Annotated in this window: 17 protein-coding genes and 1 pseudogene; 11 read left to right on the forward strand and 7 right to left on the reverse strand. The window is 74.8% G+C overall.

What is annotated here, in order from left to right:
- Positions 1 to 115: 115 nt before the first annotated feature.
- Both IE182_RS27220 and IE182_RS27225 read right to left on the reverse strand, forming a co-directional pair.
- The gene (locus IE182_RS27220) at positions 116 to 820 is read right to left on the reverse strand and encodes an SCO2322 family protein (protein WP_190112607.1); all 705 of its coding nucleotides are present in this window, start codon (positions 818 to 820) and stop codon (positions 116 to 118) included.
- Positions 817 to 2,097, reverse strand: coding sequence for an SCO2321 family membrane protein (locus tag IE182_RS27225; RefSeq protein ID WP_190112608.1), 1,281 nt, complete (start codon positions 2,095 to 2,097; stop codon positions 817 to 819). Before IE182_RS27225 ends, IE182_RS27220 begins: the two co-directional genes overlap by 4 nt.
- Positions 2,098 to 2,754: 657 nt before the next feature.
- On the opposite strand from IE182_RS27225, the gene IE182_RS27230 reads away from it, so the two are divergent.
- From IE182_RS27230 to IE182_RS27255, 6 genes are all read left to right on the forward strand, one after another.
- Entirely contained in the window at positions 2,755 to 4,242 is a 1,488-nt protein-coding gene (locus IE182_RS27230) for an aldehyde dehydrogenase (RefSeq protein ID WP_190112609.1), read from the forward strand.
- Positions 4,239 to 4,484: a ferredoxin gene (locus IE182_RS27235; protein WP_190112610.1), complete on the forward strand. Its 246-nt coding sequence runs from the start codon at positions 4,239 to 4,241 to the stop codon at positions 4,482 to 4,484. The genes IE182_RS27230 and IE182_RS27235 overlap by 4 nt, the downstream gene beginning before the upstream one ends.
- A 129-nt stretch (positions 4,485 to 4,613) precedes the next feature.
- Positions 4,614 to 7,352: a class III lanthionine synthetase LanKC gene (lanKC, locus tag IE182_RS27240; protein ID WP_190112611.1), complete on the forward strand. Its 2,739-nt coding sequence runs from the start codon at positions 4,614 to 4,616 to the stop codon at positions 7,350 to 7,352.
- Positions 7,353 to 7,403: 51 nt separating this feature from the next.
- Entirely contained in the window at positions 7,404 to 7,526 is a 123-nt protein-coding gene (locus IE182_RS27245; RefSeq protein WP_190112612.1) for a SapB/AmfS family lanthipeptide, read from the forward strand.
- Positions 7,527 to 7,808: 282 nt separating this feature from the next.
- Positions 7,809 to 9,524 carry an ABC transporter ATP-binding protein gene (locus tag IE182_RS27250; RefSeq protein WP_190112613.1) on the forward strand — a complete coding sequence of 572 codons (1,716 nt, stop codon included), beginning with the start codon at positions 7,809 to 7,811 and terminating at the stop codon, positions 9,522 to 9,524.
- Between the two features lie 42 nt (positions 9,525 to 9,566).
- Positions 9,567 to 11,393, forward strand: coding sequence for an ABC transporter ATP-binding protein (locus IE182_RS27255; RefSeq protein ID WP_229845156.1), 1,827 nt, complete (start codon positions 9,567 to 9,569; stop codon positions 11,391 to 11,393).
- Here the strand turns inward: IE182_RS27255 and IE182_RS32660 are convergent.
- Positions 11,319 to 11,804 (reverse strand): annotated as a pseudogene (locus IE182_RS32660) (LuxR C-terminal-related transcriptional regulator); the annotation flags it as partial. The gene IE182_RS27255 and the pseudogene IE182_RS32660 sit on opposite strands and share 75 nt — an antisense overlap.
- Positions 11,805 to 12,011: 207 nt before the next feature.
- On the reverse strand, positions 12,012 to 12,617 hold the full coding sequence (locus IE182_RS27265) for a TetR family transcriptional regulator (protein WP_373303623.1): 606 nt from the start codon (positions 12,615 to 12,617) through the stop codon (positions 12,012 to 12,014).
- A 269-nt stretch (positions 12,618 to 12,886) separates the two neighbouring features.
- Here IE182_RS27265 and IE182_RS27270 point away from each other — a divergent pair, with 269 nt between their 5' ends.
- The 3 genes from IE182_RS27270 to IE182_RS27280 all read left to right on the forward strand — a co-directional run bounded on the left by IE182_RS27270 (position 12,887) and on the right by IE182_RS27280 (position 16,213).
- On the forward strand, positions 12,887 to 14,299 hold the full coding sequence (locus IE182_RS27270; protein ID WP_190112615.1) for a glycosyltransferase family 4 protein: 1,413 nt from the start codon (positions 12,887 to 12,889) through the stop codon (positions 14,297 to 14,299).
- Between the two features lie 70 nt (positions 14,300 to 14,369).
- The gene (locus IE182_RS27275) at positions 14,370 to 15,107 is read left to right on the forward strand and encodes a class I SAM-dependent methyltransferase (RefSeq protein ID WP_190112616.1); all 738 of its coding nucleotides are present in this window, start codon (positions 14,370 to 14,372) and stop codon (positions 15,105 to 15,107) included.
- On the forward strand, positions 15,104 to 16,213 hold the full coding sequence (locus IE182_RS27280) for a prenyltransferase (protein ID WP_190112617.1): 1,110 nt from the start codon (positions 15,104 to 15,106) through the stop codon (positions 16,211 to 16,213). The genes IE182_RS27275 and IE182_RS27280 overlap by 4 nt, the downstream gene beginning before the upstream one ends.
- A gap of 66 nt (positions 16,214 to 16,279) precedes the next feature.
- Here IE182_RS27280 and IE182_RS27285 read toward each other — a convergent pair whose 3' ends face one another.
- A complete protein-coding gene (locus IE182_RS27285; protein ID WP_190112618.1) occupies positions 16,280 to 17,254 on the reverse strand; it encodes an ACP S-malonyltransferase in 975 nt (324 codons plus the stop codon).
- Between the two features lie 318 nt (positions 17,255 to 17,572).
- Here IE182_RS27285 and IE182_RS27290 point away from each other — a divergent pair, with 318 nt between their 5' ends.
- Positions 17,573 to 18,364, forward strand: a complete 792-nt coding sequence (locus IE182_RS27290; protein ID WP_190112619.1) for a maleylpyruvate isomerase family mycothiol-dependent enzyme — start codon at positions 17,573 to 17,575, stop codon at positions 18,362 to 18,364.
- A complete protein-coding gene (locus tag IE182_RS27295; protein WP_190112620.1) occupies positions 18,364 to 19,788 on the forward strand; it encodes a M1 family metallopeptidase in 1,425 nt (474 codons plus the stop codon). Before IE182_RS27290 ends, IE182_RS27295 begins: the two co-directional genes overlap by 1 nt.
- Positions 19,789 to 19,818: 30 nt before the next feature.
- Here the strand turns inward: IE182_RS27295 and IE182_RS27300 are convergent, their stop codons facing one another.
- Together IE182_RS27300 and IE182_RS27305 are read right to left on the reverse strand one after the other, a co-directional pair.
- Positions 19,819 to 20,829, reverse strand: a complete 1,011-nt coding sequence (locus IE182_RS27300; RefSeq protein ID WP_190112621.1) for an LLM class F420-dependent oxidoreductase — start codon at positions 20,827 to 20,829, stop codon at positions 19,819 to 19,821.
- A gap of 141 nt (positions 20,830 to 20,970) precedes the next feature.
- Complete coding sequence (locus IE182_RS27305; protein ID WP_190112622.1) at positions 20,971 to 21,831, reverse strand: DUF5336 domain-containing protein; 861 nt, start codon at positions 21,829 to 21,831, stop codon at positions 20,971 to 20,973.
- Between the last annotated feature and the right edge of the window lie 166 nt (positions 21,832 to 21,997).

A 21,997-nucleotide genomic window follows, 5' to 3' on the forward strand; every position in this document is an offset into this window, starting at 1 on the left:
GGGGCAGCCTGCGCCCCGCCCGTCCCCACCGTCCGGCTCATCGCCCTCGTCCCCGCTGCCCTCGCCGTACGTCCTGCCCGGCCGCCCACCGGCGACCCCGTCCCGCTCGTGCGGTTCATCCGCGGCGACGTCGCCGCGCCTGCCACACCGCCGCGCCGCCGAGCACCGCGACGACCGCGATGCCGCCGATCAGCCCGGCGGACGGGCCCTCGCCGCCCTCGTCCCCGTCCTTCTTGTCCTTCGTCCCCTCCGCCGCGGAGCTCGCGGCGCCCGCGTCGGGCGTGCCCTGCGCGTCCACCTTCTCCCCGCAGCCGGCCTTCGGGTACCCGGCGATCGCGCACAGCAGCGCGTCGGAGTTGTAGCGCAGCGGCTTCGCGACCGCCGCGAGCGCCTCCGCGGCGCTCGCGTCCGGCGCGACCTGCGCACAGGCCGTGCGGGCCGCGGGCGGGCTCTCGCCGCCGGGCGCGTCGGTGGCCGTGCCGAAGTCGATGACGACGGCGAGGCGCTTGCTGCCCTCCTTGGCCGGCGTGCCCTCGCACACCGACCCGAAGCCGGCCGCCGTGCGCGGCTGCGCGGCGTCGGCGGAGTCCTTGCTCACCGCGAAGCGGAAGCCGACGGCCGTGCCGTCGCCGGGGCGCAGCGTGCCCGGCCCCTGCGTCGCGTACGTCCACCCGGAGCCGGAGCCGGAGCCGGAGCCCGTGCCCTGCTGCCAGAACGACCAGTAGCGGTAGCCGTCCGCGTGCGCCGGGGCCGCGCCGAGCAGCGCCAGGAGGCCGGTGAGCAGGACGGCGCCCAGGGCGCGGGTGCCCGTCCGGGTCACAGCTGGGTCTTCTTCTTGCGGCCGCTCATCAGGAAGCCGACGCCGACGCTCGCGACGAAGAACACGGCGACGAACCACCAGACGCCGAAGCCGCCGCCGTCGTCCTTCTTCTTCTCGTCCTTCTTCTCCGAGGAGGACGCGGCGGCCTCCGGCTTCGGGCCCGTCTCGTTCAGCGCGGCCACGAGGTCGGTGCCGCCGAAGTCGCGCGGGTCGCCCCCGGCCGCGTGCGTGGCGAGGACGAGCTTGGCGAGCTTGCCGGGGTTGCCCTTGGCCCACTCGGCGGTGCCGCTCTCCTTGGAACGCAGCCACGCCAGCGGCTTCTCGGCCGCCTCGCGGTGGCCGCCCGCGGCCAGGGCGAGCGCCGCGTCGGCGGTGTTGCCCTGGTCGGGCTTGGCGGGGGCGCCGGGCATGGAGGGCATGAGGTAGCCGCCGTTCTTGGCGAGCGCCTCGGAGAGGTAGCCGTCCACGGCCTCGGCGGCCGCCGGGGCGTCCTTGGGCCGGGCGTTGTCACCGCCGGAGCCGGCCGGGCAGTCCAGTGGCTTGAGGGGCTGGTCGGAGCCCTTCTGCAGCGGCTCGACGAGGTAGCCCTTGCCCCGCGTGGCGAGCCCGGCGGCCGCGCTGGCGAGGTTGTCGGCGCGCAGGCCGTCCTTGTCCTTGAGGTAGGAGAAGGCGCCGCGCTCGCCCTCCTTGCCCTCGCAGCCCAGCTGGAAGGCGAGCAGCGTCTCGACGGGGTTCTTGCCGTTCTTCGCCGCCGCCTTGGCCGGGTCCTGCCCCGCGGCGGCGAACGCGCCGAGGGCGATGGAGGTGGAGTTGGCGTCGGTGGGGCTGCCGGCCTGGTAGCCCCAGCCGCCGTCGTCGTTCTGGTGGGCCTTGAGCCAGTCGAGGCCCTTCGTGACGACCGCGGCGCGCCCGCCGACGGCCGCGAGGCCCTGCACCGCGGCGGCGGTCGCGTCGGTGAACTCCTCCTTCTGCGGGTCGCACGCCTTGGAGGTGTCGGCCCGGTACCCCGGGAAGCCGCCGTCCGCGCACTGCTGCCCCGCCAGCCAGTCGACGGCGGAGGCGGCCGGGCTCGTGCCCGTCGCGTGCTGGGCCATGAAGGCGAGGGACTGCCGGAACACACCGTCGAACTTCGGGTCGCCCGTGCCGTACAGCCCCGGGGCGGCCGGGGAAGGCGAGCCGTCGGCGAGGGCGGCGGGGGCCGCGGCCACGCCCAGGACGGCGGCGGTGGCCAGGGCCACGGCGGCGCGGCGCACGTGGACGGCGGGGGAGGGGGCCATGGAGTGGTACCTCTCGGGTGGGTGCCCGGCACGGTGCCGAGGGTCGCTTTTGCGGTGGCTGAACACTTTATCCGGCCGTTTTCCGGCGCCTCATACCGCCATGTGCACGGCCGTACGCACCGGCCGGGTGTGCGGCCGCCCGTGCCGGCCGTGTGCGGGGCTGCCCGTGCCGGCCGTGTGTGCCGCTGTCTGTACCGGCCGCGTGTGCCGCCGTGCGTACCGGCCGTGTGTGCCGCTGTCTGTACCGGCCGCGTGTGCCGCCGTGCGTACCGGCCGTGTGTGCCGCTGTCTGTACCGGCCGCGTGTGCGGCTGTGCGTGCCGGGCGGGTGTGCGGCCGTCCGCGCCGGCCGCATGCGCGGCTGCCCGTGCCGGCCGCGTCTGCCGCTGTCCGTACTGACCCCGTGTCCGGCACCCGTACCGGCACGCGCCCGCCACGCGTAACGCCACGCGCCCGCCACCCGTACCGGCACGCGCCCGCCACGCGCACCGGTGCGCGCACCGCCCACGGCCGCCACCCCGCCACCACGCCCCCGACGCGGTCACGCGCATGGCCGGCCGCCTCGTCCCCGTGCCTTCCCGTGCCCGCCCGCACCCACTACAACGGAACCGAACGCAAATTCTGATTGAGCGTCAGAAACGGGCGGGAGGCCACCACGATGGGCGCACTCATCGAGCACGGGCAGCTCTTCATCGGCGGCACGTTCACGGAGCCGGCCGCCGGCCGCGGTGCGGACGTCATCGACGTCGTCTCACCCCACACCGAGGCCGTCATCGGCCGCGTCCCGCACGCCTCGCGCGCCGACGTCGACCGGGCCGTGGCCGCCGCCCGCCGGTCGTTCGACTCCGGGGTCTGGTCCGGGCTGCCCCTCGACGAACGCATCGCCGTGGTCGCCCGGATCAAGGACGGGATCGCCGGCCGCTACGAGGAGATCGCCCGGCTCGTCTCCGCCCAGAACGGCTCCCCCTACTCCTGGAGCCTCCTCGCCCAGGCCCTGGGCGCCGTGATGGTCTGGGACTCCGCCATCACCATCGCCCGCGGCTTCCCCCACGAGGAGCGGCGGGCCGGCCTCCTCGGCCCCCTGCTCGTGCGGCGCGAACCCATCGGCGTCGTGGGCGCCGTGGTGCCCTGGAACGTGCCGCAGTTCCTGGCGGCGGCCAAGCTGGCGCCCGCGCTGCTCGCGGGCTGCTCCGTGGTGCTCAAGCCGTCGCCGGAGACGCCCCTGGACTCCTACGTCCTCGCCGAGGTCCTCGCGGCCTCCGGCCTGCCCGAGGGGGTGGTGTCGATCCTGCCCGCGGACCGCGAGGTCGGCGAGTACCTGGTCGGCCACCCCGGCCTCGACAAGGTCTCCTTCACCGGCTCCGTCGCCGCCGGCCGGCGCGTCATGGAGGTCGCCGCCCGGCGGCTGACCCGGGTCACCCTCGAACTGGGCGGCAAGTCCGCCGCCATCGTCCTGCCCGACGCCGACCTCGACGCCGCCGTCTCCGGCATCGTCCCCAGCGCCTGGATGAACAACGGCCAGGCGTGCGTCGCCCAGACCCGCATCCTCGCCCCCCGCAGCCACTACGCCGAGCTCGCCGAGCGCCTCGCCGCCGCGGCCTCCGCGCTCGTCGTCGGCGACCCGCTCGACGCCACCACCGAGGTCGGCCCGCTCGTGGCCCGCCGGCAGCAGCAGCGGTCCCTGGACTACATCGCCCTCGGCCAGCGCGAAGGGGCCAAGGTCCTCGCCGGCGGCGGCCGGCCGCGCGGGCAGGGCACGGGCTGGTACGTCGAGCCGACGCTGTTCGGCGACGTCACCAACGACATGCGGATCGCCCGGGAGGAGATCTTCGGGCCCGTCGTCTGCCTCCTGCCCTACGAGGACGAGGAGGAGGCCGTCCGCATCGCCGACGACTCCGACTACGGGCTCTCCGGCAGCGTCTGGACGCGCGACGTCGAACGCGGCCTCGCCGTCGCACGCCGCGTGCGCACGGGCACGTACTCGGTGAACACCTTCAGCCTGGACATGTTCGGCCCGTTCGGCGGCTACAAGGACTCCGGCCTCGGCCGGGAAGGCGGGCCCGAGGGCTACGCCGAGTACTTCGAGCAGAAGACCATCCACCTGCCGGCCGGATACGAGGGCGCGAAGGCGGAGGGCGCGCCGTGAGCGCCCCGCGCTGGCGGGTGTCGGTCGACCGGGCGCTGTGCGTCGGCTCCGGCCAGTGCGCCGGCGCCGCGCCCGCGGCCTTCCGGCTGGACGGCGCGCGCCGGGCGCACCCGGTGGCGGAGGAGACCGACCCCTCGGCGGCGGTCCTGGACGCCGCCGAGGGCTGCCCCGTCGAAGCCGTCCTCGTCCGTGAACTCGGCACCGGGCGGGCGGTGTTCCCACCGGACGAGCCGGACGCGTAGCATCCATCGAACACCTGGTACGGACATATGTTTACGCATGCGTTCCGCACGGGTTGTTCGTGACACACGTGACTGTCCTGGCCCTCTGCAGCGTGGAAATCTCTTCCCGTCGCAGCCGAGGGGGGTTCCATGGACAAGCGGTACGAGGTCTACTGCCTGGCGGACAGGCACTTCTACGAGATCCCGGACCGGATGTCCGAGCGCTCCGCGCAGCAGGGCCAGGGGCAGGGCCGGAGCGGGGGTGACGGCGAGGGCGCCGGTGACGCCCAGGGCGTCAACGGTCTCTTCGCCACCGCCCGCCGGCCCGTCCCCGACGGCTGGAAGAGCACCCGCCACGGCGACTGGCTCCAGCTCACGCCCGTCGACGCCACCGGCGCCCCGCGCCCCGGACAGCCGGCCCAGGGCTGGAAGATCCACGTCACCGCCACCGCGCAGACCGCCGACGCCACCGCCGCCGCCGTCTGGGACTACTGCACCGCCCGGGACGTACCGTTCAAGTTCGTCCCCACGCCGCGCCAACTGCACCTGCGCAACAGCAAGTACGCGGCCCGCGACCACAGCGGGAAGTTCGCCACCGTCTACCCGGCCGACGAAGCCGCCCTGCACACCGTCCTCACCGGTCTGCACGAGGTCCTCGCCGGCCGCCCGGGCCCGTACATCCTCACCGACCTGCGCTGGCACGAAGGGCCGCTCTACGTGCGCTACGGCGCCTTCGCCCGCCGCTACTGCACCGACGCACAGGGCGCCCTCGTCCCCGCCGTCGAGGACCCCACCGGCACGCTCGTCCCGGACCTGCGCAACCCGGCGTTCCAGACGCCCCCGTGGGTGACCCTGCCCGGCTTCCTGGCACCCCACCTGGCCGCCCGGAACGCCACCACCGTCGGTGATCTGCCCTACCGCATCGAGAAGGCCCTGCACTTCTCCAACGGCGGCGGCGTCTACCGCGGCACCGACACCCGCGACGGCCGCGCCGTCGTCCTCAAGGAAGGCCGGCCCCACGCCGGGCTCGCCGCCGACGGGGCCGACGCGATCGCCCGGCTGGAACGGGAGAAGGACGCGCTGGAACGGCTCGCCGGGCTCGGCGTCGCGCCCGCCGTCCGCGACTGGCTCGCCGTCGGGGACCACCGCTTCCTCGTCATGGACTTCGTCGAGGGCCGCCCCCTCAACTCCTTCTTCGCCGAACGCCACCCGCTGCTCGCCGTCGACCCCGACCCGGCCGCCGTGGCCGACTACACCGCGTGGGCGCTGCGCATCCACCGGGCGGTGGAGGAGGCCGTGGAGCGCGTGCACGCCGAGGGCGTGGTCTTCAACGACCTGCACATGTTCAACATCCTCGTCGCGCCGGACGAACGGTCCGTGACGCTGATCGACTTCGAGGCCGCGGCCCCCGCGTCCGCGAGCGGCCGGCAGATCGTCGCCCACCCCGGCTTCGTCGCCCCGCCGGACCGGACGGGCACCGCCGTGGACCGCTACGCCCTGGCCTGCCTGCGGCTCGCGCTGTTCCTGCCGATCACCACGCTGCTGGCCATCGACCGCGCCAAGGCGGCGCACCTCGCGGACGTCATCGCGGAGCACTTCCCGGTGCCGCGGGAGTTCCTCGACGAGGCCGTCGCCGAGATCGGGGGCGTGGTCGCGGACGAGGTCGTGCCGGTGGGGGCGGCGGCCCCCTCCGGGCGCGGGGAGCCGAGGCGCACGCCCGCCGGGCTGCCCGAGCCGGGGGACTGGCCGCGCAGCCGGGACTCCATGGTCCGGGCCATCTTCGCCTCCGCCACGCCCGACCGTCACGACCGGCTCTTCCCGGGCGACATCGCGCAGTTCTCGGACGGCGGCGGGCTCGGCCTCGCGCACGGCGCCGCCGGCGTCCTCCACGCCCTCGCCGAAACCGGCGCCGAGCGCTACGAGGACGGCGAGAAGTGGCTGCTCGACCGCACCGACCCGGTGCCGCCCGGCACACCGCTCGGCCTCTACGACGGCCTCGCCGGCGTCGCCCTCGTCCTCCACCGCCTCGGGCACACCGAGCGCGCCCTCGACCTCGTCGGCTCGCTGCTCGCCGAGCAGTGGCGGCGCCTTCCGTCCGGGCTGTACGGCGGCCTGGCCGGGGTGGGCCTGGTCCTCGACCACCTGGCCGAGGCCACGGGGGAACGGGCCCTGCGCGAACGGGCGGAGGAGGCGGCACAGTTGCTTGCCGACCGGCTCGCGGGCGCGCAGGCCGGGGCCGCCGGGCGGCGGCGTGCCGGGCTGATGCACGGAGCCGCCGGGCCCGCCCTGCTCTTCCTCGGGCTGCACCGGCGCACGGGTGCGCCCGACCTCCTCGGTCTGGCGGCCGCCGCCCTCCGCGCCGACCTCGCCCAGTGCGTACGGACGCCCCTCGGCTCGCTCGACGTCAACGAGGGCTGGCGGACCATGCCCTACCTCGGCGACGGCAGCGTCGGCATCGGCGCGGTGCTGGACGACTACTTCGCCCACGGTGGCGGGGAAGCCGGCGGGGCGGCAGGCGCGGAGGACCTCGCCGAGGCCCGCACCGCGATCCTCCTCGCCGCCCGGTCCCGCTTCTACGCCCAGCCCGGCCTGATGCAGGGGCGCGCCGGAATGGTCTGGCATCTCAGCCGCACCACGACGCCGGGCGTACGGGAGGGCGACGTGGCCGCCCAGGTGGCCGGGCTCGGCTGGTACGCCATGCCGTACGAGGGCGAACTCGCCTTCCCCGGCCATCAGATGATGCGGCTGTCGATGGACCTCGCCACCGGAACGGCCGGCTGTCTGCTGGCGCTCGGTGCCGCCCTCGGCGGCGACCGGCCGGCGCAGCTGCCGTTCCTTCCGCCCCTGCGGGGGCCCCAGAGCCGGTTCCCCAGCGATGGGGAGCCGTGACCAGCAAGTCCGTTTGTACCGACCCGTTCGTCCCCATGAAAGGAAAGAACCATGGCGCTTCTCGACCTGCAGAGCCTGGAGTCCGACGAGCTGTCCCACGGCGGCGGCGGTGGCGGCAGCAACGTGAGCCTGCTGCTGTGCTGGAGCACGGCGAGCGTCGCGCTCTGCCTGTGACCCACGTCTGCGGGTAACCGCTCTTGGTGGGCCCTCCTGGCGGGGGGCCCATCGGCGCGTCCTCCGGGCGCCGTCGCCGGGCGCGCCGCCCCCTCCCGCAGGGAGCGAACCGGCGGGAGGGGGCGGGGGCGGGGCGGGCCCTGGCAGGGGGCGTAAAGCGATATTTGCGGCGGCGTGCGGAGCTCGCTGCACCAGGTGCAGTCGCCGTAAATATTGCAGCCCCGAGAAGGGCCCGCCCCGTCCCCGCCCCCGCTCCAACCACCCGCCCGGAAGGGGGGCCGCATGGCCGCTACCGCATCGTCCTGCGAGGCGGGCGACCGCGGGGGGCGGATCCTCCGCGACGCGGTGCGGCACAGCGCCGGTCGTACCGTCGTCCTCGCATTCGTCGCCACCGCGAGCACCGCCGCCGCCCTCGCCCTGCCCGCCGTCCTCGGGCACACCCTCGACCTGTTGCTCGCCCGCCGCGACGCGGAAGCCGGGTGCTGGGTACTGCTGTGCGCGGTCCTCGTCGGGGTGCCCGTCGTGCTGGACGCGCTCGACGAGCTGCTCACCGCCACCACCGCCGCCCGGACCACGGCGTGGCTGCGCCACCGTGCGCTGGGGCACGTCCTCGCCGCCGGGCCGCCGGCCACCGCCCGGATCCCGGCCGGCGACCTCGTCACCCGGCTGGTCGGCAACGCCGCCCACGCCGGTACCGCCCCCGCCTCCCTCGCCGGGACCCTCGCCGCGCTCGCCGCGCCGCTCGGCGGCATCGTCGCGCTCGCCCTGACCGACGTGTGGCTCGCCGTGGCGTTCCTCGCCGGGGCCCCCGTGCTCGCTCTGCTGCTGCGGTCCTTCGCCCGCGCCTCCGCCGACAGCCTCACCGGCTACCAGCGGCTGCAGGGCGAGATCGCCGGGCGCCTCGTCGAGGCCCTGGCCGGTGCCCGGACCATCGCCGCCGCCGGTACCGCCGGGCGCGAACGGGCCCGCGTGCTCGCCCCGCTCGCCGGGCTCGCCGAGCACGGCCACCGCATGTGGAAGGTGCAGGGCCGCGCGACGGCCCAGGCCGCCACGCTCGTACCGCTGCTGCAGATCATCGTGCTCGCCGTCGCCGGGTACGAACTGTCCCGCGCCAGGCTGAGCGTCGGCGAGGTGCTGGCCGCCTCCCGCTACGCGGTGCTGGCGGCGGGCATCGGCGCGCTCGTCGGACACCTCAACGCCCTGGTGCACGGCCGCACTGCGGCCGGTCGCCTCGCGGAGGTCCACGCCCTCGCCCCCGTCCGGCACGGCACGCTGCGGTTGCCGCCCGGGGGCGACGGCACGCTGCGGTTGCGCGGTGTGAGCGCGGTGCGGGGCGGGCGGCGGGTCCTGCGCGAGGTGGACCTGACGGTCCCCGGCGGCACCACGCTGGCCGTCGTCGGCCGCTCCGGCACCGGGAAGTCCGTGCTCGCCGCCGTCGCCGGGCGCCTCGCCGACCCGGACGCCGGCGAGGTCACCCTCGACGGCGTCGCCCTGCGCGACCTCACCCGTGAGGAGCTGCGCGCGGCCGTCGGCTACGCCTTCGCCCGCCCGGCGCTCCTGGGCGGGACCATGGGCGGCACCGTGGCCTTCGGCTCCTTCACGCCGGACCGGGACGCCGTCGTGGCGGCGGCCCGGGCCGCCTGCGCCGACGACTTCGTACGGAAACTGCCCGAGGGCTACGGCACGGCCTGCGCCGCCGCCCCGCTCTCGGGCGGCGAGACCCAACGCCTCGGCCTCGCCCGGGCCTTCGCCCACGCCGGCCGGCTGCTGGTGCTCGACGACGCCACGTCGAGCCTGGACTCGGTCACCGAGGCGAAGGTGGCCGGGGCCCTGCTCCACGACGTGGCGGCCCGCACCCGCCTCGTCGTCGCCCACCGCCCCTCCACGGCGGCCCGCGCCGACCGGGTCGCCTGGCTCGACGACGGCCGCGTCCGGGCGGTGGGCACCCACGAGGAACTGTGGCGGCTGCCCGGCTACCGGGCGGTGTTCGAGGAGTGAGCGCGACCCGAAGGGAGGTGCCCTGCGGTGCCGAAGACGCCGATGGGCCGGTGGAGTGACGGGCTGGGGTTCCTGCTGCGCCGGTGGCGCGTGCTCGCCGGGCTCGCCGCATGGTCCGCCGTGGAGGCGGTGCAGACGTTCGCCACCGGCTACGCCCTCGCCCGGGCGCTGGACGCGGGGTTCCTCGCCGGCCGGCCGGGCACCGGCCTCGGCTGGCTGGCCGTCGCCGCCGTGGCCGTGGTCGTGGGGGCGTACGGCACCGGACGGACGTACGGGGGCGTCGCCGCGCTCGTGGAACCGTTCCGGGACGGCCTCGTGCGGCGCGTGGTCGGACGGGCGCTGCGGGACGGGGACGACGGCGAGGCCGTGTCGCGGCTGACGCACCAGGTGGAGATCGCCCGCGACGCCTTCGCGGGCCTGGTGATGGTGGCCCGCTCGTTCGTCTTCACCGCCGCCGGGGCGCTGGCGGGGCTCTTCGTGCTGGCCCCGGTGCTGCTGGCGGTGGTGGTGCCGCCCCTGGTCCTGGGGCTGGTGCTGTTCCTGGCGACCCTGCGGCCCATGGCGCGCCGGCAGGAGGCGTTCCTGGTGGCCGACGAGGCGGTCGCCACGTCGCTGGGCGAGGTCTGCGCCGGTGTGCGGGACGTGACCGCGGGCGGTGCCGAGGAGTACGTGCGCCGGGAGACGGGCGCTCTCGTGGACGCGGAGCTGCGCGCGGCCAACGCCCTGGCGCGCTGGTCCGTGGCCCGCGTCGTGGCGCTGGCGGTGGCGGGCCGCCTCCCGGTGATCCCGCTGCTGGTGGCGGCACCCTGGCTGCTGGCCCGCGGTGTCTCACCGGGGGCGCTGGTGGGTGCTCTGACCTACCTGACCCAGTCCCTGCTCCCGGCCCTGCAGAACCTGATCCACGGCCTGGGCGCGAGCGGTACCCGTCTGATGGTGGTGGCGCGCCGGCTCACCACCCCGCCGCCTGCCCCACGGACCGCCGCCGTGCCGTCCGCCGGCGTCCCGTCGTCGGCCGGCTCGCCCGCCGTCGAGCTGCGCGGGGTCACCTTCGGGTACGGCCCGCACGCCGAGCCCGTGGTGCGGGGGCTCGACCTCGTCGTGCCGGCCGGGGAGCACCTGGCCGTCGTCGGGCCCAGCGGGGTCGGCAAGTCGACGCTGACCGGGCTGGTGGCGGGCCTGCTGGAGCCGTGGAGCGGTGAGGTGCGGGTGGGCGGGGTGCCGGCCGGGGAGCGCGGGGCACGGCGGTCGCGGGTCCTCATCCCGCAGGAGGCGTACGTCTTCTCCGGCACCCTCGGCGACAACTTCCGCTACCTGCGCGACGGTCCCGTCCCCGACCACGAGGTCATGGCCGCCGTCGAGGCGATCGGCGCCGGCCGGCTCCTGAGCGGGGGAGGGCTCGACGCGCCCGTGGTGCCGGGCGCGTTGTCGGCCGGGGAGCGGCAGCTGGTCGCGCTCGTCCGCGCCTACCTGTCGACCGCCCCCGTGGCGCTGCTCGACGAGGCCACCTGCCACCTCGACCCGGCCGCCGAAGCGCACGCCGAGCGCGCCTTCGCGGCGCGGCCCGGCGGCACGCTGGTGGTCGTCGCGCACCGCGCGGGCTCGGCCCGCCGCGCGGATCGCGTCCTCGTCATGGACGGGCCCGGCACCCTCGTCGGGACGCCACGCGAGCTGCTGGCCCGTTCGGCGCTCTACCGCGACCTGCAGGGGGCGTCACAGCCAGCCGGCGCCGCGCGAGATGCGGATCGCGTCGACGCGGTTCCTGGCCCCGGTCTTGCGGGTGATGGCCGCCATGTAGTTGCGCACCGTGCCGTTGGACAGGTGCAGGCTGCGCGCGATCTCCCCGACGGAGGCCCCCTCGGCCGCGAGTGACAGCACGCTTAACTCCCGCCGCGTCAGCGGGATCTCGGCCGCCTGCAGGAAGCCGAAGCCGAGTGACTCGTCGATGTAGCGCTCGCCCTTCGCCACATGCCGTATGCCCTCCACCAGCCGGTCTGGTGAAGCGTTTTTGCTCAGGTACCCCAAGGCCCCCATCTCGTAGGCCCGGCGCAGCGGCCCCGGCCGTCCCGCGGTCGCCAGGGCGAGCAGCGCCCCCGGCTCGCCCCCGTTGCGACATCGGTTCCCCAACTCGCCGAGACCGCATTCCCCGCCCGCGTGGGGGCTGTCCATGTCCACCACGTACACCTCGGGACGCAGCGCCCGCGAGGTGGAGAGGGCCCCGGGCCAGGACGCGGAGGACACCTCCAGGTCCGGTTCTCTGCCGATGAGCACCGCCAGGGCCATGCGCAGCAGATAGGTGTCGTGTATCAGAAGAACTCGGGTCACTTACGTCTCTCCCCGCTCCGTGTAGCGAACCACCTCGGGCACGTCGATAAATACATACCGGCGCGGCCCACCGTTACGGGGGCGGTTACCCCGTCCACGGGGGGCGCAAGGACGCGGGCGGGAGGTCATGCACGCCTCAACTACGGGTGCCCTGCGCCTGCCGAGTCATTCCTGCCGCCGTACGGCGCCTGCCGGGTCGATCAGCCGGCAGGCCGTTTCGATGTCGGTGGCGACCTGGGCGATCGACGCCCGGCCCGACAGCCAGGTGATGAGCGCGGAGTGCCAGGTGTGCTCGATGACGCGCACGGCCGAGAGCTGGAGGGCGGTGGGCCGGCTGCCCGCCGGGCCCATGGCGTCCAGGATGATCGCCGTGGTGAGCCGCGAGACGGTCTCGACCTCCGCGCTCACCGAGCGGTCCGCGAAGGTCAGGGCGCGCACCATCGCGTCGGCCAGGTGCGGCTCGCGCTGCATCGCGCGGAACGCCCGCATCAGCGTCCGGGCGACCCGCGCCGCGGGGTCCTCGTCGGTCGGCGGGCGCTTGCGCAGCGTCTCGTGCAGGTCCTCCAGCTGGTCCTGCATGACGGCGACCAGGAGGTGGACCTTGGAGGGGAAGTAGCGGTAGAGCGTGCCGAGCGCGACGCCCGACGACTCGGCGACCTCCCGCATCTGCACGGCGTCGAAGCCGCCGCGGCCGGCCAGCCGGGCGGTGGCCTGCAGGATGCGGCGGCGCCGGGCTTCCTGACGAGCCGTCATGGGAGCGGCGGGGGTCATGGGGGCGACAGAAGTCATGGCCGGCCCGGGGTCCGTCGTCATATGTCCGTATGTCCCATTCCGTGGCGCCTTGCTCCAGCGGTGCCTGTGCGGCCCGGACGGCACAGCATGGCAGGGGTCGGGCCGTGGCGCGAATCACCCGGCGCTGCTCTTTCGGGCCTCTGACATGCCGGTAGATTCAAGCCTCTGGACGACCCAGTCTGAAACTTGTTCTAGATTAGCGCGACCCGTTACGCTCCGGCGGAACAGCCAGCGAGAAGGAGGCCGGAGTGACCGCTGAGGCCACGGAGGCATCGCTCACGCGAAACCGCAGCAGCCTCCGGGAGCGGAGCGGCGGCGGGGACGGCGAAGGACCGCTGCGCATCGCGCTGCTCACCTACAAGGGAAATCCTTTCTGCGGCGGTCAGGGCGTCTATGTGCGCCACCTCTCCCGTGAACTCGCCCGGCTCGGCCACTCCGTCGAGGTCATCGGCTCCCAGCCCTACCCCGTGCTCGACGACGCCGGGACGCAGGACGGCGACGGCGGCTCCGCCCCCGGCCGGCTGACCCTCACCGAGCTGCCCAGCCTCGACCTCTACCGCCAGCCCGACCCCTTCCGCACTCCCGCGCGCGAGGAGTACCGCGACTGGATCGACGCCCTGGAGGTCGGCACGATGTGGACCGGGGGCTTCCCCGAGCCGCTGACCTTCTCGCTGCGCGCCCGCCGCCACCTCGCCGCCCGCCGCGGCGCGTTCGACGTCGTCCACGACAACCAGACCCTCGGCTACGGGCTCCTCGGCGGCCCCGGCGTCCTCGGCGCCCCCCTGGTCACCACCGTCCACCACCCCATCACCGTCGACCGGCAGCTGGAGCTGGACGCCGCGGCGGACTGGAAGCGCCGTGCCTCCGTGCGCCGCTGGTACGGGTTCACGCGGATGCAGAAGCGCGTCGCCCGGCGCCTGCCGTCCGTCCTGACCGTCTCCGGCTCCTCCCGGCAGGAGATCGTCGACCACCTCGGCGTCGACCCCCGCAAGGTCCACGTCGTCCACATCGGCGCCGACACCGAGCTGTTCTCGCCCGACCCCGCCGTCCCCGTCACGCCCGGCCGGATCGTCACCACCTCCAGCGCCGACGTCCCCCTCAAGGGCCTCGTCCACCTCGTGGAGGCGCTCGCCCGCCTGCGCCGGGACCACCCCGGCGCCCACCTCGTCGTCGTCGGCAGGCGCGCCGAGAACGGGCCCGTCGCCGCCGCCATCGAGCGGCACGGGCTCGGCGGCGCCGTCGAGTTCGTCAAGGGCATCACCGACCGCGAGCTCGTCGACCTGGTCCGCTCCGCCCAGGTCGCCTGCGTCCCCTCCCTGTACGAGGGCTTCTCCCTGCCGGCCGCCGAGGCCATGGCCACGGGCACGCCGCTGGTGGCCACGACCGGCGGTGCCATCCCCGAGGTCGCCGGCCCCGACGGCGAGACCTGCCTGGCCGTGCCGCCCGGCGACGCGGACGCCCTGGCCGCCGCCCTGTCCCGGCTGCTCGGCGACGAGGAGCTGCGGCGGCGGCTCGGCGCCGCGGGCCGTGAGCGGGTACTGGCCAAGTTCACGTGGCGGCAGGCGGCGATCGGCACGGCCGAGCACTACCGTCAGGCGATCGCGGTCGCCCGCGCCAGGGCCGCACGGCCGGCGGGCAGGCGCGGCCAGTGGCTCGCCTGAGTTCCTCCCCGACCCACCCCGCGCGGCGAGCGCCGCGCACCGCCCTGCCCCGCCGGACGAAAGCAAAAACGTGCTGACCGTCGATTTCTCCCGCTTCCCGCTCGCCGCCGGCGACCGCGTCCTCGACCTGGGATGCGGCGCGGGCCGGCACGCCTTCGAGTGCTACCGGCGCGGCGCCCGGGTCGTCGCCCTCGACCGCAACGCCGAGGAGATCCGCGAGGTCGCCAAGTGGTTCGCCGCCATGAAGGAGGCCGGCGAGGCCCCCGAGGGCGCGACCGCCACCGCCATGGAGGGCGACGCGCTCGCACTGCCCTTCCCCGACGCCAGCTTCGACGTCGTCATCATCTCCGAGGTCATGGAGCACATCCCGGACGACAAGGGCGTGCTCGCCGAAATGGTGCGCGTCCTCAAGCCCGGCGGCCGGATAGCCGTCACGGTGCCGCGCTACGGTCCGGAGAAGGTCTGCTGGGCGCTCAGCGACGAGTACCACGAGGTCGAGGGCGGTCACATCCGCATCTACAAGGCCGACGAACTGCTCGCCAAGATGCGCGAGGCCGGCCTGAAGCCCTACGGCACCCACCACGCCCACGGCCTGCACAGCCCCTACTGGTGGCTCAAGTGCGCCTTCGGGGTCGGCAACGACAAGGCGCTGCCCGTCCGCGCGTACCACAAGCTGCTGGTCTGGGACATCATGAAGAAGCCCAGGGCCACGCGCGTCGCCGAGCAGCTCCTCAACCCCGTCATCGGCAAGAGCTTCGTCGCGTACGCGACCAAGCCGCACCTGCCCACCGCGGCGGCCGCCGAATGACCCCCTTCGGCCAGGGCCCCAGCAGCACCGAGCGCCTCGTCCTGCCCGGGGTGCTCACGGCCGACGAGGCCGCCCGCACCGTCGCCGGCATCGCCGCGGTGCAGCGGCCCGACGGCGCCATACCGTGGTTCCGCGGGCACCACCTCGACCCCTGGGACCACGTCGAGGCCGCCATGGCCCTGGACGCGGCCGGCGAGCACGCCCGCGCCGAGGCCGCCTACCGCTGGCTCGCCGACCACCAGAACCCCGACGGCTCCTGGTACGCGGCCTACGCCGACGGCGACGCGGACGAACCCACCGACCGCTCCCGCGAGACCAACTTCGTCGCCTACGTCGCCGTCGGCGTCTGGCACCACTACCTCTCCACCGGCGACGACGCCTTCCTCGACCACATGTGGCCGACCGTCTTCGCCGCCGTGGAGTTCGTCCTGCGCCTGCAGCAGCCCGGCGGCCAGATCGGCTGGAAGCGGGAAGCGGAGGAGAACGGCGGCCGGGACGTCACCGACGCCCTGCTCACCGGCTGCTCCTCCATCCACCAGGCCCTGCGCTGCGCCCTGGCCATCGCCGAGCACCGCGAGGAGCCGCAGCCCGACTGGGAGCTGGCGGTGGGGCTGCTGGGGCACGCGATACGTCACCACCCCGAGCGGTTCCTGGACAAGGGCCGCTACTCCATGGACTGGTACTACCCCGTACTCGGCGGCGCCGTGACCGGCGCGGCCGCGAAGGAGCGCATCGAGGCGCGCTGGGACGACTTCGTGGTCCCCGGGCTCGGCGTGCGCTGCGTGGTGCCCAACCCCTGGGTGACGGGCGGCGAGAGCTGCGAACTCGCCCTCGCCCTGTGGGTGATGGGCGAGTCCGACCGGGCCGTGGAGATCCTCCAGTGGATCCAGCACCTGCGCGCGGAGAACGGCCTGTACTGGACCGGCTACGTCTTCGAGGACGAAGCGGTGTGGCCGGAGGAGCTCACCACCTGGACGGCGGGCTCGCTGCTGCTGGCCGTGGCCGCCCTGGGCGGCCACGACGCCACGGCCACGGTCTTCGGCGGCGACCACCTGCCGGCCGGCCTGGAGCCGGACTGCACCTGTGGAGGGCCGGCCCGGGCCTGACGCTTGCGCGGCGCCGCCCGGGCGGTGCCGTCCCGTGGCGTACGGGAGCGGTTCTCGCCGGGCGCCTCACACGGTGTGCGGCGCGAGCACGGTGCCGACGGCGCCCACCGCCTCCAGCGCCGCGTCCACCTGCCCGGGCCGCTCGACGTGCGCCACCGGCACCACCGAGCGCAGGTACCGGTTGAACTGCGAGGGCCCCAGCACGACGGCCAGTGCGGGGCCGTGCCGCCGCAGCCCGTCGAGGAGCTTCGGCACGCTCACGCCCGTCGTGGTGATGCGCAGGAAGAGGTCCCGCACGTCCCCGGCCGTGGTGAGCGTGCGGGACTCCAGGCAGGAGCAGACCGGAATCCGAGGGTCCAGGAAGTCCATGCCCGCGATCTCGGCCGCCATGCCCTCGCTGATGTGCTGTTGGATCGGAGAATGCGTCGCGGGCAGGTCCGGCGAGATCTTGGCGACCTGGTGCCCGGGCGGCAGCGCGTCCGCGAGCCGCTCCAGCTGGTCCAGGTACCCCGAGAACATCACGCACCGCATCGTGCCGTCCCCCACGGGCCCGAGGTCGACCCCCCGGTGCGAGCCGCCCACCCGTTCCGGCGCGTAGGCGTCGCCGTCCGGGTCCTCTCGCACCGGTATCCCCACGAAGGCGACGCCCTGTGCCCTCCCGGCGGTCCGTCGCCGGTGCTCCGGCGACTCGTCCCACGACCGTGCGAACAGCGTGAACAGGGCCTCGCGGCTGACGGATCCCGCGATGCACGCGGCGACCAGGGCCCCCAGACTGAGCCCGCCCGTCACCGAGGGCCGCACCCCGTGCTCGGCCAGCACGTCGTGCACGGCGAGTGCCTGCGCGGCCTGTTGCAGCGCCTTCACCCGGCGCGGGGGCGCGCCCGAGGGCGGTTGGCTGCGGCCCAGCAGTTGATCCGCGTCGTACCCGGTCCACTCCCCGACCTGCCGGTATGCCGCCCGGGCGGCGGAGCGCTGCTCGTACATCGGGGCGGCAACCGACCCCTCGTTGTGCATTCCGCCGAAAACGTAAGCAATCGTCATACGACTGGAGCGTGCCAGGCGTTGATCACGCCGGGACAGGTCGCCTCGGGCCGTAATGGGAAGGCTTGTTTCCCATCATTTTCCGTTGAAACCGGACCGTTTTCCCGGGAGGGGGGCCGCCCCCGCACGCATTCGGCGGTGTACGGGCCCGGACGGCGGGCCGGGCCCGTTCGCGGGCCGCCCGCAGGGGGCTGATTCCCGCCGGGGGTCCGTTCGTGTTCCTGGCCGAGAACCGGAAGGCGTTGTTCCCCAATGGGGCCGGGCCGGCCGGGGAAACAACCCGCAGCCGTCGGACCGGTGACAATCTAAGGTGGCGTCATGAGCCTGCTGTCCCATGAGCGTTACTGCGACGAGATCCTCACTCAGACCGACGCGTTCCGTGCGGCCCTGCGCGGGGCGGATCCCGGCACCACCGTCCCCACCTGCCCCGACTGGAGCCTCGCCCAGCTCGTCCTGCACGTCTCCGGCGCCCAGCGCGGAGCCGCGGCGATCGTCCGCGACCGGATCCAGGAGTTCACCGTCCCGACCGCCGTCGCGGGGGAGGCGCCGGAGGCCGACAAGCTCGACATCGACGCCCTCGACGCCTGGCTGGCCGACGGCGCGCAGCAGGTCGTGCAGGCCCTGCGCGAGGCGGGGCCGGACGCCCGGGTGTGGACCTTCGGCGGCGAGCCGAAGGCGGGCTTCTGGGCCCGCCGCATGACGCACGAGACGGTCGTCCACCGCGCCGACGCCTGCGCGGCGTCCGGCGCCGAGTACACCGTCGACCCGGTCGTCGCCGCGGACTGCCTCGACGAGTGGCTGGAGATCGTCACGTCCCCGCAGGCCGTGGCCTTCCGGCCGGTGTACGGGGAGCTGCCCGGCCCGGGCCGCACCCTGCACCTGCACGCCACGGACACCGGCCCCGGCCTGAACGCCGAGTGGTTCATCGACGCCACCGGCCCCTCGGTCACCTGGCGCCGGGCCCACGAGAAGGCGGCCGTCGTCGTGCGCGCGCCCCTGACCGAGCTGCTGCGCGTGTTCTACCGGCGCACGCCCGTGGACACCCCCGGCGTCGAGGTGCTGGGCGACCGCGAGGTGCTCGACTTCTGGCTGGAGCGGGCCAGCTTCTGATGAGAGCCCGTCACCCGGGGCCGTCGCGCCGCGCCCTGCTGCCCGCCGCCCTGCTGCTGCTCGTCACGGCGTGCGGCGGCGGGTCGGAGCCGGCCGCCCGCCCCGGGGCGGCGGGCGCCCACGACCCGCTCTTCCCCCGTCTCGGCAACGACGGGTACCACGTCCGCCACTACGGCCTGACGCTCGACTACGAGCCCGCGGACAACCACCTCTTTGCCACCGCCGTCATCACCGCCCGGGCCGAGCAGCACCTCAGCGCCTTCAACCTCGACCTCAAGGGCCTGACCGTGCGCAGCGCCCGCGTCGACGGCGAGCCGGTCCGCACGTCCCGCAAGGGCAGCGAGCTGACGGTCGAGCTGAACAAGCCGGTCGCCAAGAACCGCACGTTCGAGACGACCATCGTCTACGACGGGAAGCCGCAGGCCGTCGAGGACGCGGACGGCTCCACGGAGGGCTGGGTCCGCACGGAGCACGGGGCCGTGGGGCTGGGGGAGCCGGCGGGCTCGATGGCCTGGTTCCCGGGCAACCACCACCCGTCCGACAAGTCCACGTACGACATCGCGGTGACCGTGCCGGCCGGCCTGACGGCCGTGGCCAACGGCCAGTTGAAGCGCAGGGAGGACAAGGGCCCGGAGGGCGCCCGGCGCACCACCTTCACCTGGCACACCGGCGAGCCGATGGCGAGCTACCTGGCCAGCGTCGCCGTGGGCCGGTTCGAGGTGACGACGTTCAGGACGGCCAGGGGCCTGCCCGTGTACATCGCCGCGCATCCCGGGGAGACGGAGCCGGCGGCCCGGGTGGCCAAGGTGCTGCCGGAGGTCATCGACTGGGAGAGCGGCCTGTTCGGGCCGTACCCCTTCGCGTCCACGGGCGCGGTCATCGACCGCAACCCGCACGTCGGTTACGAGCTGGAGACGCAGCCCAAGCCGTACTTCCACGCCGCGCCCAACGACAGGCTCGTGGTGCACGAGCTGGCCCACCAGTGGTTCGGGAACTCGCTCACGCCCGCCCGGTGGTCGGACATGTGGCTGAGCGAGGGCTTCGCGCAGTACGCCGAGTGGATGTGGGAGGAGAAGAGCGGCGGGCGTTCGGTCCGGCAGATCTTCGACGACTACTACGACGGCAGGGACCCGGAGAGCAAGGGCGCGGACGGCGAGACCATCTGGGACTTCCCGCCGGACGGGCCGACGGCGGAGACGGTGTCCGGCCTGCCGGTCTACGGGCGCGGGGCCATGGTGCTGCACAAGCTGCGCGAGAAGCTCGGGGACCGCGCGTTCTTCGGCCTCGTGCGCGACTGGGCGGCGCAGTACCGCTATCAGAACGTCAGCACGGACACGTTCGTGGAGTTCTGCGAGGACCGGGGCGACGTCGGCGAGGTCTTCGACGTCTGGCTCCGGGGGAAGGGCAGACCCGCCAGGCGGTGAGCCACCGTCAGGCGGGTCGTCGGGCGGGCGTCAGGCGTTGAGCTCGGCGAGCAGGCGCAGGGTGCCGGGGTCCGGTGCGGTGACGAGCAGGTCGGTGACCGGGCCCGCGCGCCAGAGTTCCAGCCGCTCGGCGATGCGCTCGCGGGGGCCGACGAGGGAGATCTCGTCGGCGAAGGCGTCGGGCACGGCGCCCACGGCCTCCTCCCGCCGCCCGGCCAGGAACAGCCGCTGGACGCGGCGGGCCTCCTCCTCGTAGCCCATGCGCCCCATCAGGTCGGCGTGGAAGTTGCGGGCGGCGTGGCCCATGCCGCCGATGTAGAAGGCCAGCATCGTCTTGACCGGGCGCAGCCCCTCCGTGACGTCGGCGCACAGCCGTGCCCGGGCCAGGGGCGCGACGATGAAGCCCTCGGGAGCGGCGGCGAGGGCGGCGGCGTGCAGGTCCGTGCGCGAGGGCGACCAGTACAGCGGCAGCCAGCCGTCGGCGATGCGGGCGGTCTGGGCGACGTTGCGCGGGCCTTCGGCGCCCAGCAGTACGGGCAGGCCGGCGCGGCGCGGGTGGGTGATGGAGCGCAGGGGCCTGCCCAGGCCGGTGGCGCCGGGCCCGGTGTAGGGCAGGGGGTGGAAGCGGCCGTCGAGGGCGACGGGGGCCTCGCGGCGCAGCACTTGCCGGACGACGTCGACGTACTCGCGGGTCGCGGTCAGTGGGCTCTGCGGGAACGGGCGCCCGTACCAGCCCTCCACCACCTGCGGGCCGGACAGCCCCAGGCCGAGCAGCACGCGCCCGCCGGAGAGGTGGTCGAGGGTCAGCGCGTGCATGGCGGTGGCGGTGGGCGTGCGGGCCGCCATCTGGGCCACGGCCGTGCCGAGCAGGATGCGGCTGGTGTGCGCGGCGATCCAGGTCAGCGGGGTGAAGGCGTCGGAGCCCCAGGACTCGGCGGTCCACACGGAGTGGTAGCCGAGCCGCTCGGCCTCCCGGGCGAGGGCGAGGTCGTGGGGCCGGGGACCGCGGCCCCAGTAGCCGAGGGCGAGACCGAGCCGCATGGGAGCCTCCCGCACGCCGATTGCCGACGGAACTGACGGGGTGTCAGTTCAGGGGAGGGTAGGCCGCCGCCCGTGCGGCGACAAGACGGCGGCCCGCCGGGAAGTACCCGGCGGGCCGCCGCAAGAGGCCGTGCGATGCGCTCAGCCGCGCTGGATGCCCGTGGTGTCCTGCAGGAGGCCGCGACGGCCGTCCTGCGTCTGCGCCACGAGCGCCTGACCGCGCTGCTCGACCGCCAGGTACCAGGTGCCGGGCGCGAGCTCGGCGATCTGGTTCGGCGAGCCGTCCTCGGCGAACAGCGGGCGGTTGACCGGCACCGCGAACCAGAACGGGGCGAAGTCGCCGCCGGCCGCCGGGGCCGGCTGGGCCGCGGCCGCCGGCTGCGGAGCCGGGGCGCCGCCCGCCTGCGGCTGGGCCTGCGCCGGACCGGGCTGGGCGCCGTAGGGCTGCGGGGCCTGCGCACCGTAGGGCGACGGACCGGCACCGGGCTGCATGCCGCCCGGACCCGGGTAGCCGTAGCCCTGCGGGGCGCCGTAGGGGGCCGCCGCGGGCTGCGGAGCACCCATCAGCGGGGCCTTGAGGGCCGGGGTGCGCGGGGTGAGCGCCGCCACGACGGCGAGCACGAGGTTCGCGATGAGCGCCAGGATCTGGCCGACGCCGGGCGAGATCTGGTCCACGTCCGGGCCACCGAAGATCGTCCACAGCGAGGACCAGGCGGCGAACACGGCGAGCGCGATGCCCCACTGCTCCAGGCCCAGCCCGATGACCTTGCGGCCCTCCGGCTGGAAGCGGGCGACGACGACCAGGGCGGCGGCGATGATCCCGGCGAGGAAGATCGACGGCAGTACGGGGAAGAGTTCAGGCTTCCAGCCGATCGGCTCCTTGGGGCAGTTGATCGACGACCCGCAGTCGTACGAACGGAAGCTGAGGAACGAGGCGATGAACAGCAACACCGCTGCTCCGGTCACCACGCCGTCGCCTCTAGTGAGGGAGCGGATGTTCACCTAAAATCCTTTGTCAGTGCTTGTCGGGGCTGTCGTTGATATGTCGCTGTCGCCGGTACGCGAGATGCCGGGGGCGCGAGGGCGCGGGGGTGGCGGCCACCCATCGTACGGGGAACCTATCGCCCGGGAGCTCCGGGCGTCTCCTTCGTATCACCCTCGTGACACG

This window comes from Streptomyces cinnamoneus, from assembly GCF_014650495.1.
GTDB classification, from domain to species: Bacteria; Actinomycetota; Actinomycetes; order Streptomycetales; family Streptomycetaceae; genus Streptomyces; species Streptomyces cinnamoneus.

Bases quoted from the DNA above. Each gene is read 5' to 3' on its own strand.
- IE182_RS27265 (WP_373303623.1), bottom strand. From the start codon at position 12,617: ATGACCCCCGCCGCTCCCATGACGGCTCGTCAGGAAGCCCGGCGCCGC.
- IE182_RS27225 (WP_190112608.1), bottom strand. From the start codon at position 2,097: ATGGCCCCCTCCCCCGCCGTCCACGTGCGCCGCGCCGCCGTGGCCCTG.
- lanKC (WP_190112611.1), top strand. From the start codon at position 4,614: ATGGACAAGCGGTACGAGGTCTACTGCCTGGCGGACAGGCACTTCTAC.
- IE182_RS27255 (WP_229845156.1), top strand. From the start codon at position 9,567: ATGGGCCGGTGGAGTGACGGGCTGGGGTTCCTGCTGCGCCGGTGGCGC.
- IE182_RS27280 (WP_190112617.1), top strand. From the start codon at position 15,104: ATGACCCCCTTCGGCCAGGGCCCCAGCAGCACCGAGCGCCTCGTCCTG.
- IE182_RS27290 (WP_190112619.1), top strand. From the start codon at position 17,573: ATGAGCCTGCTGTCCCATGAGCGTTACTGCGACGAGATCCTCACTCAG.
- IE182_RS27245 (WP_190112612.1), top strand. From the start codon at position 7,404: ATGGCGCTTCTCGACCTGCAGAGCCTGGAGTCCGACGAGCTGTCCCAC.
- IE182_RS27300 (WP_190112621.1), bottom strand. From the start codon at position 20,829: ATGCGGCTCGGTCTCGCCCTCGGCTACTGGGGCCGCGGTCCCCGGCCC.
- IE182_RS27295 (WP_190112620.1), top strand. From the start codon at position 18,364: ATGAGAGCCCGTCACCCGGGGCCGTCGCGCCGCGCCCTGCTGCCCGCC.
- IE182_RS27230 (WP_190112609.1), top strand. From the start codon at position 2,755: ATGGGCGCACTCATCGAGCACGGGCAGCTCTTCATCGGCGGCACGTTC.
- IE182_RS27285 (WP_190112618.1), bottom strand. From the start codon at position 17,254: ATGACGATTGCTTACGTTTTCGGCGGAATGCACAACGAGGGGTCGGTT.
- IE182_RS27250 (WP_190112613.1), top strand. From the start codon at position 7,809: ATGGCCGCTACCGCATCGTCCTGCGAGGCGGGCGACCGCGGGGGGCGG.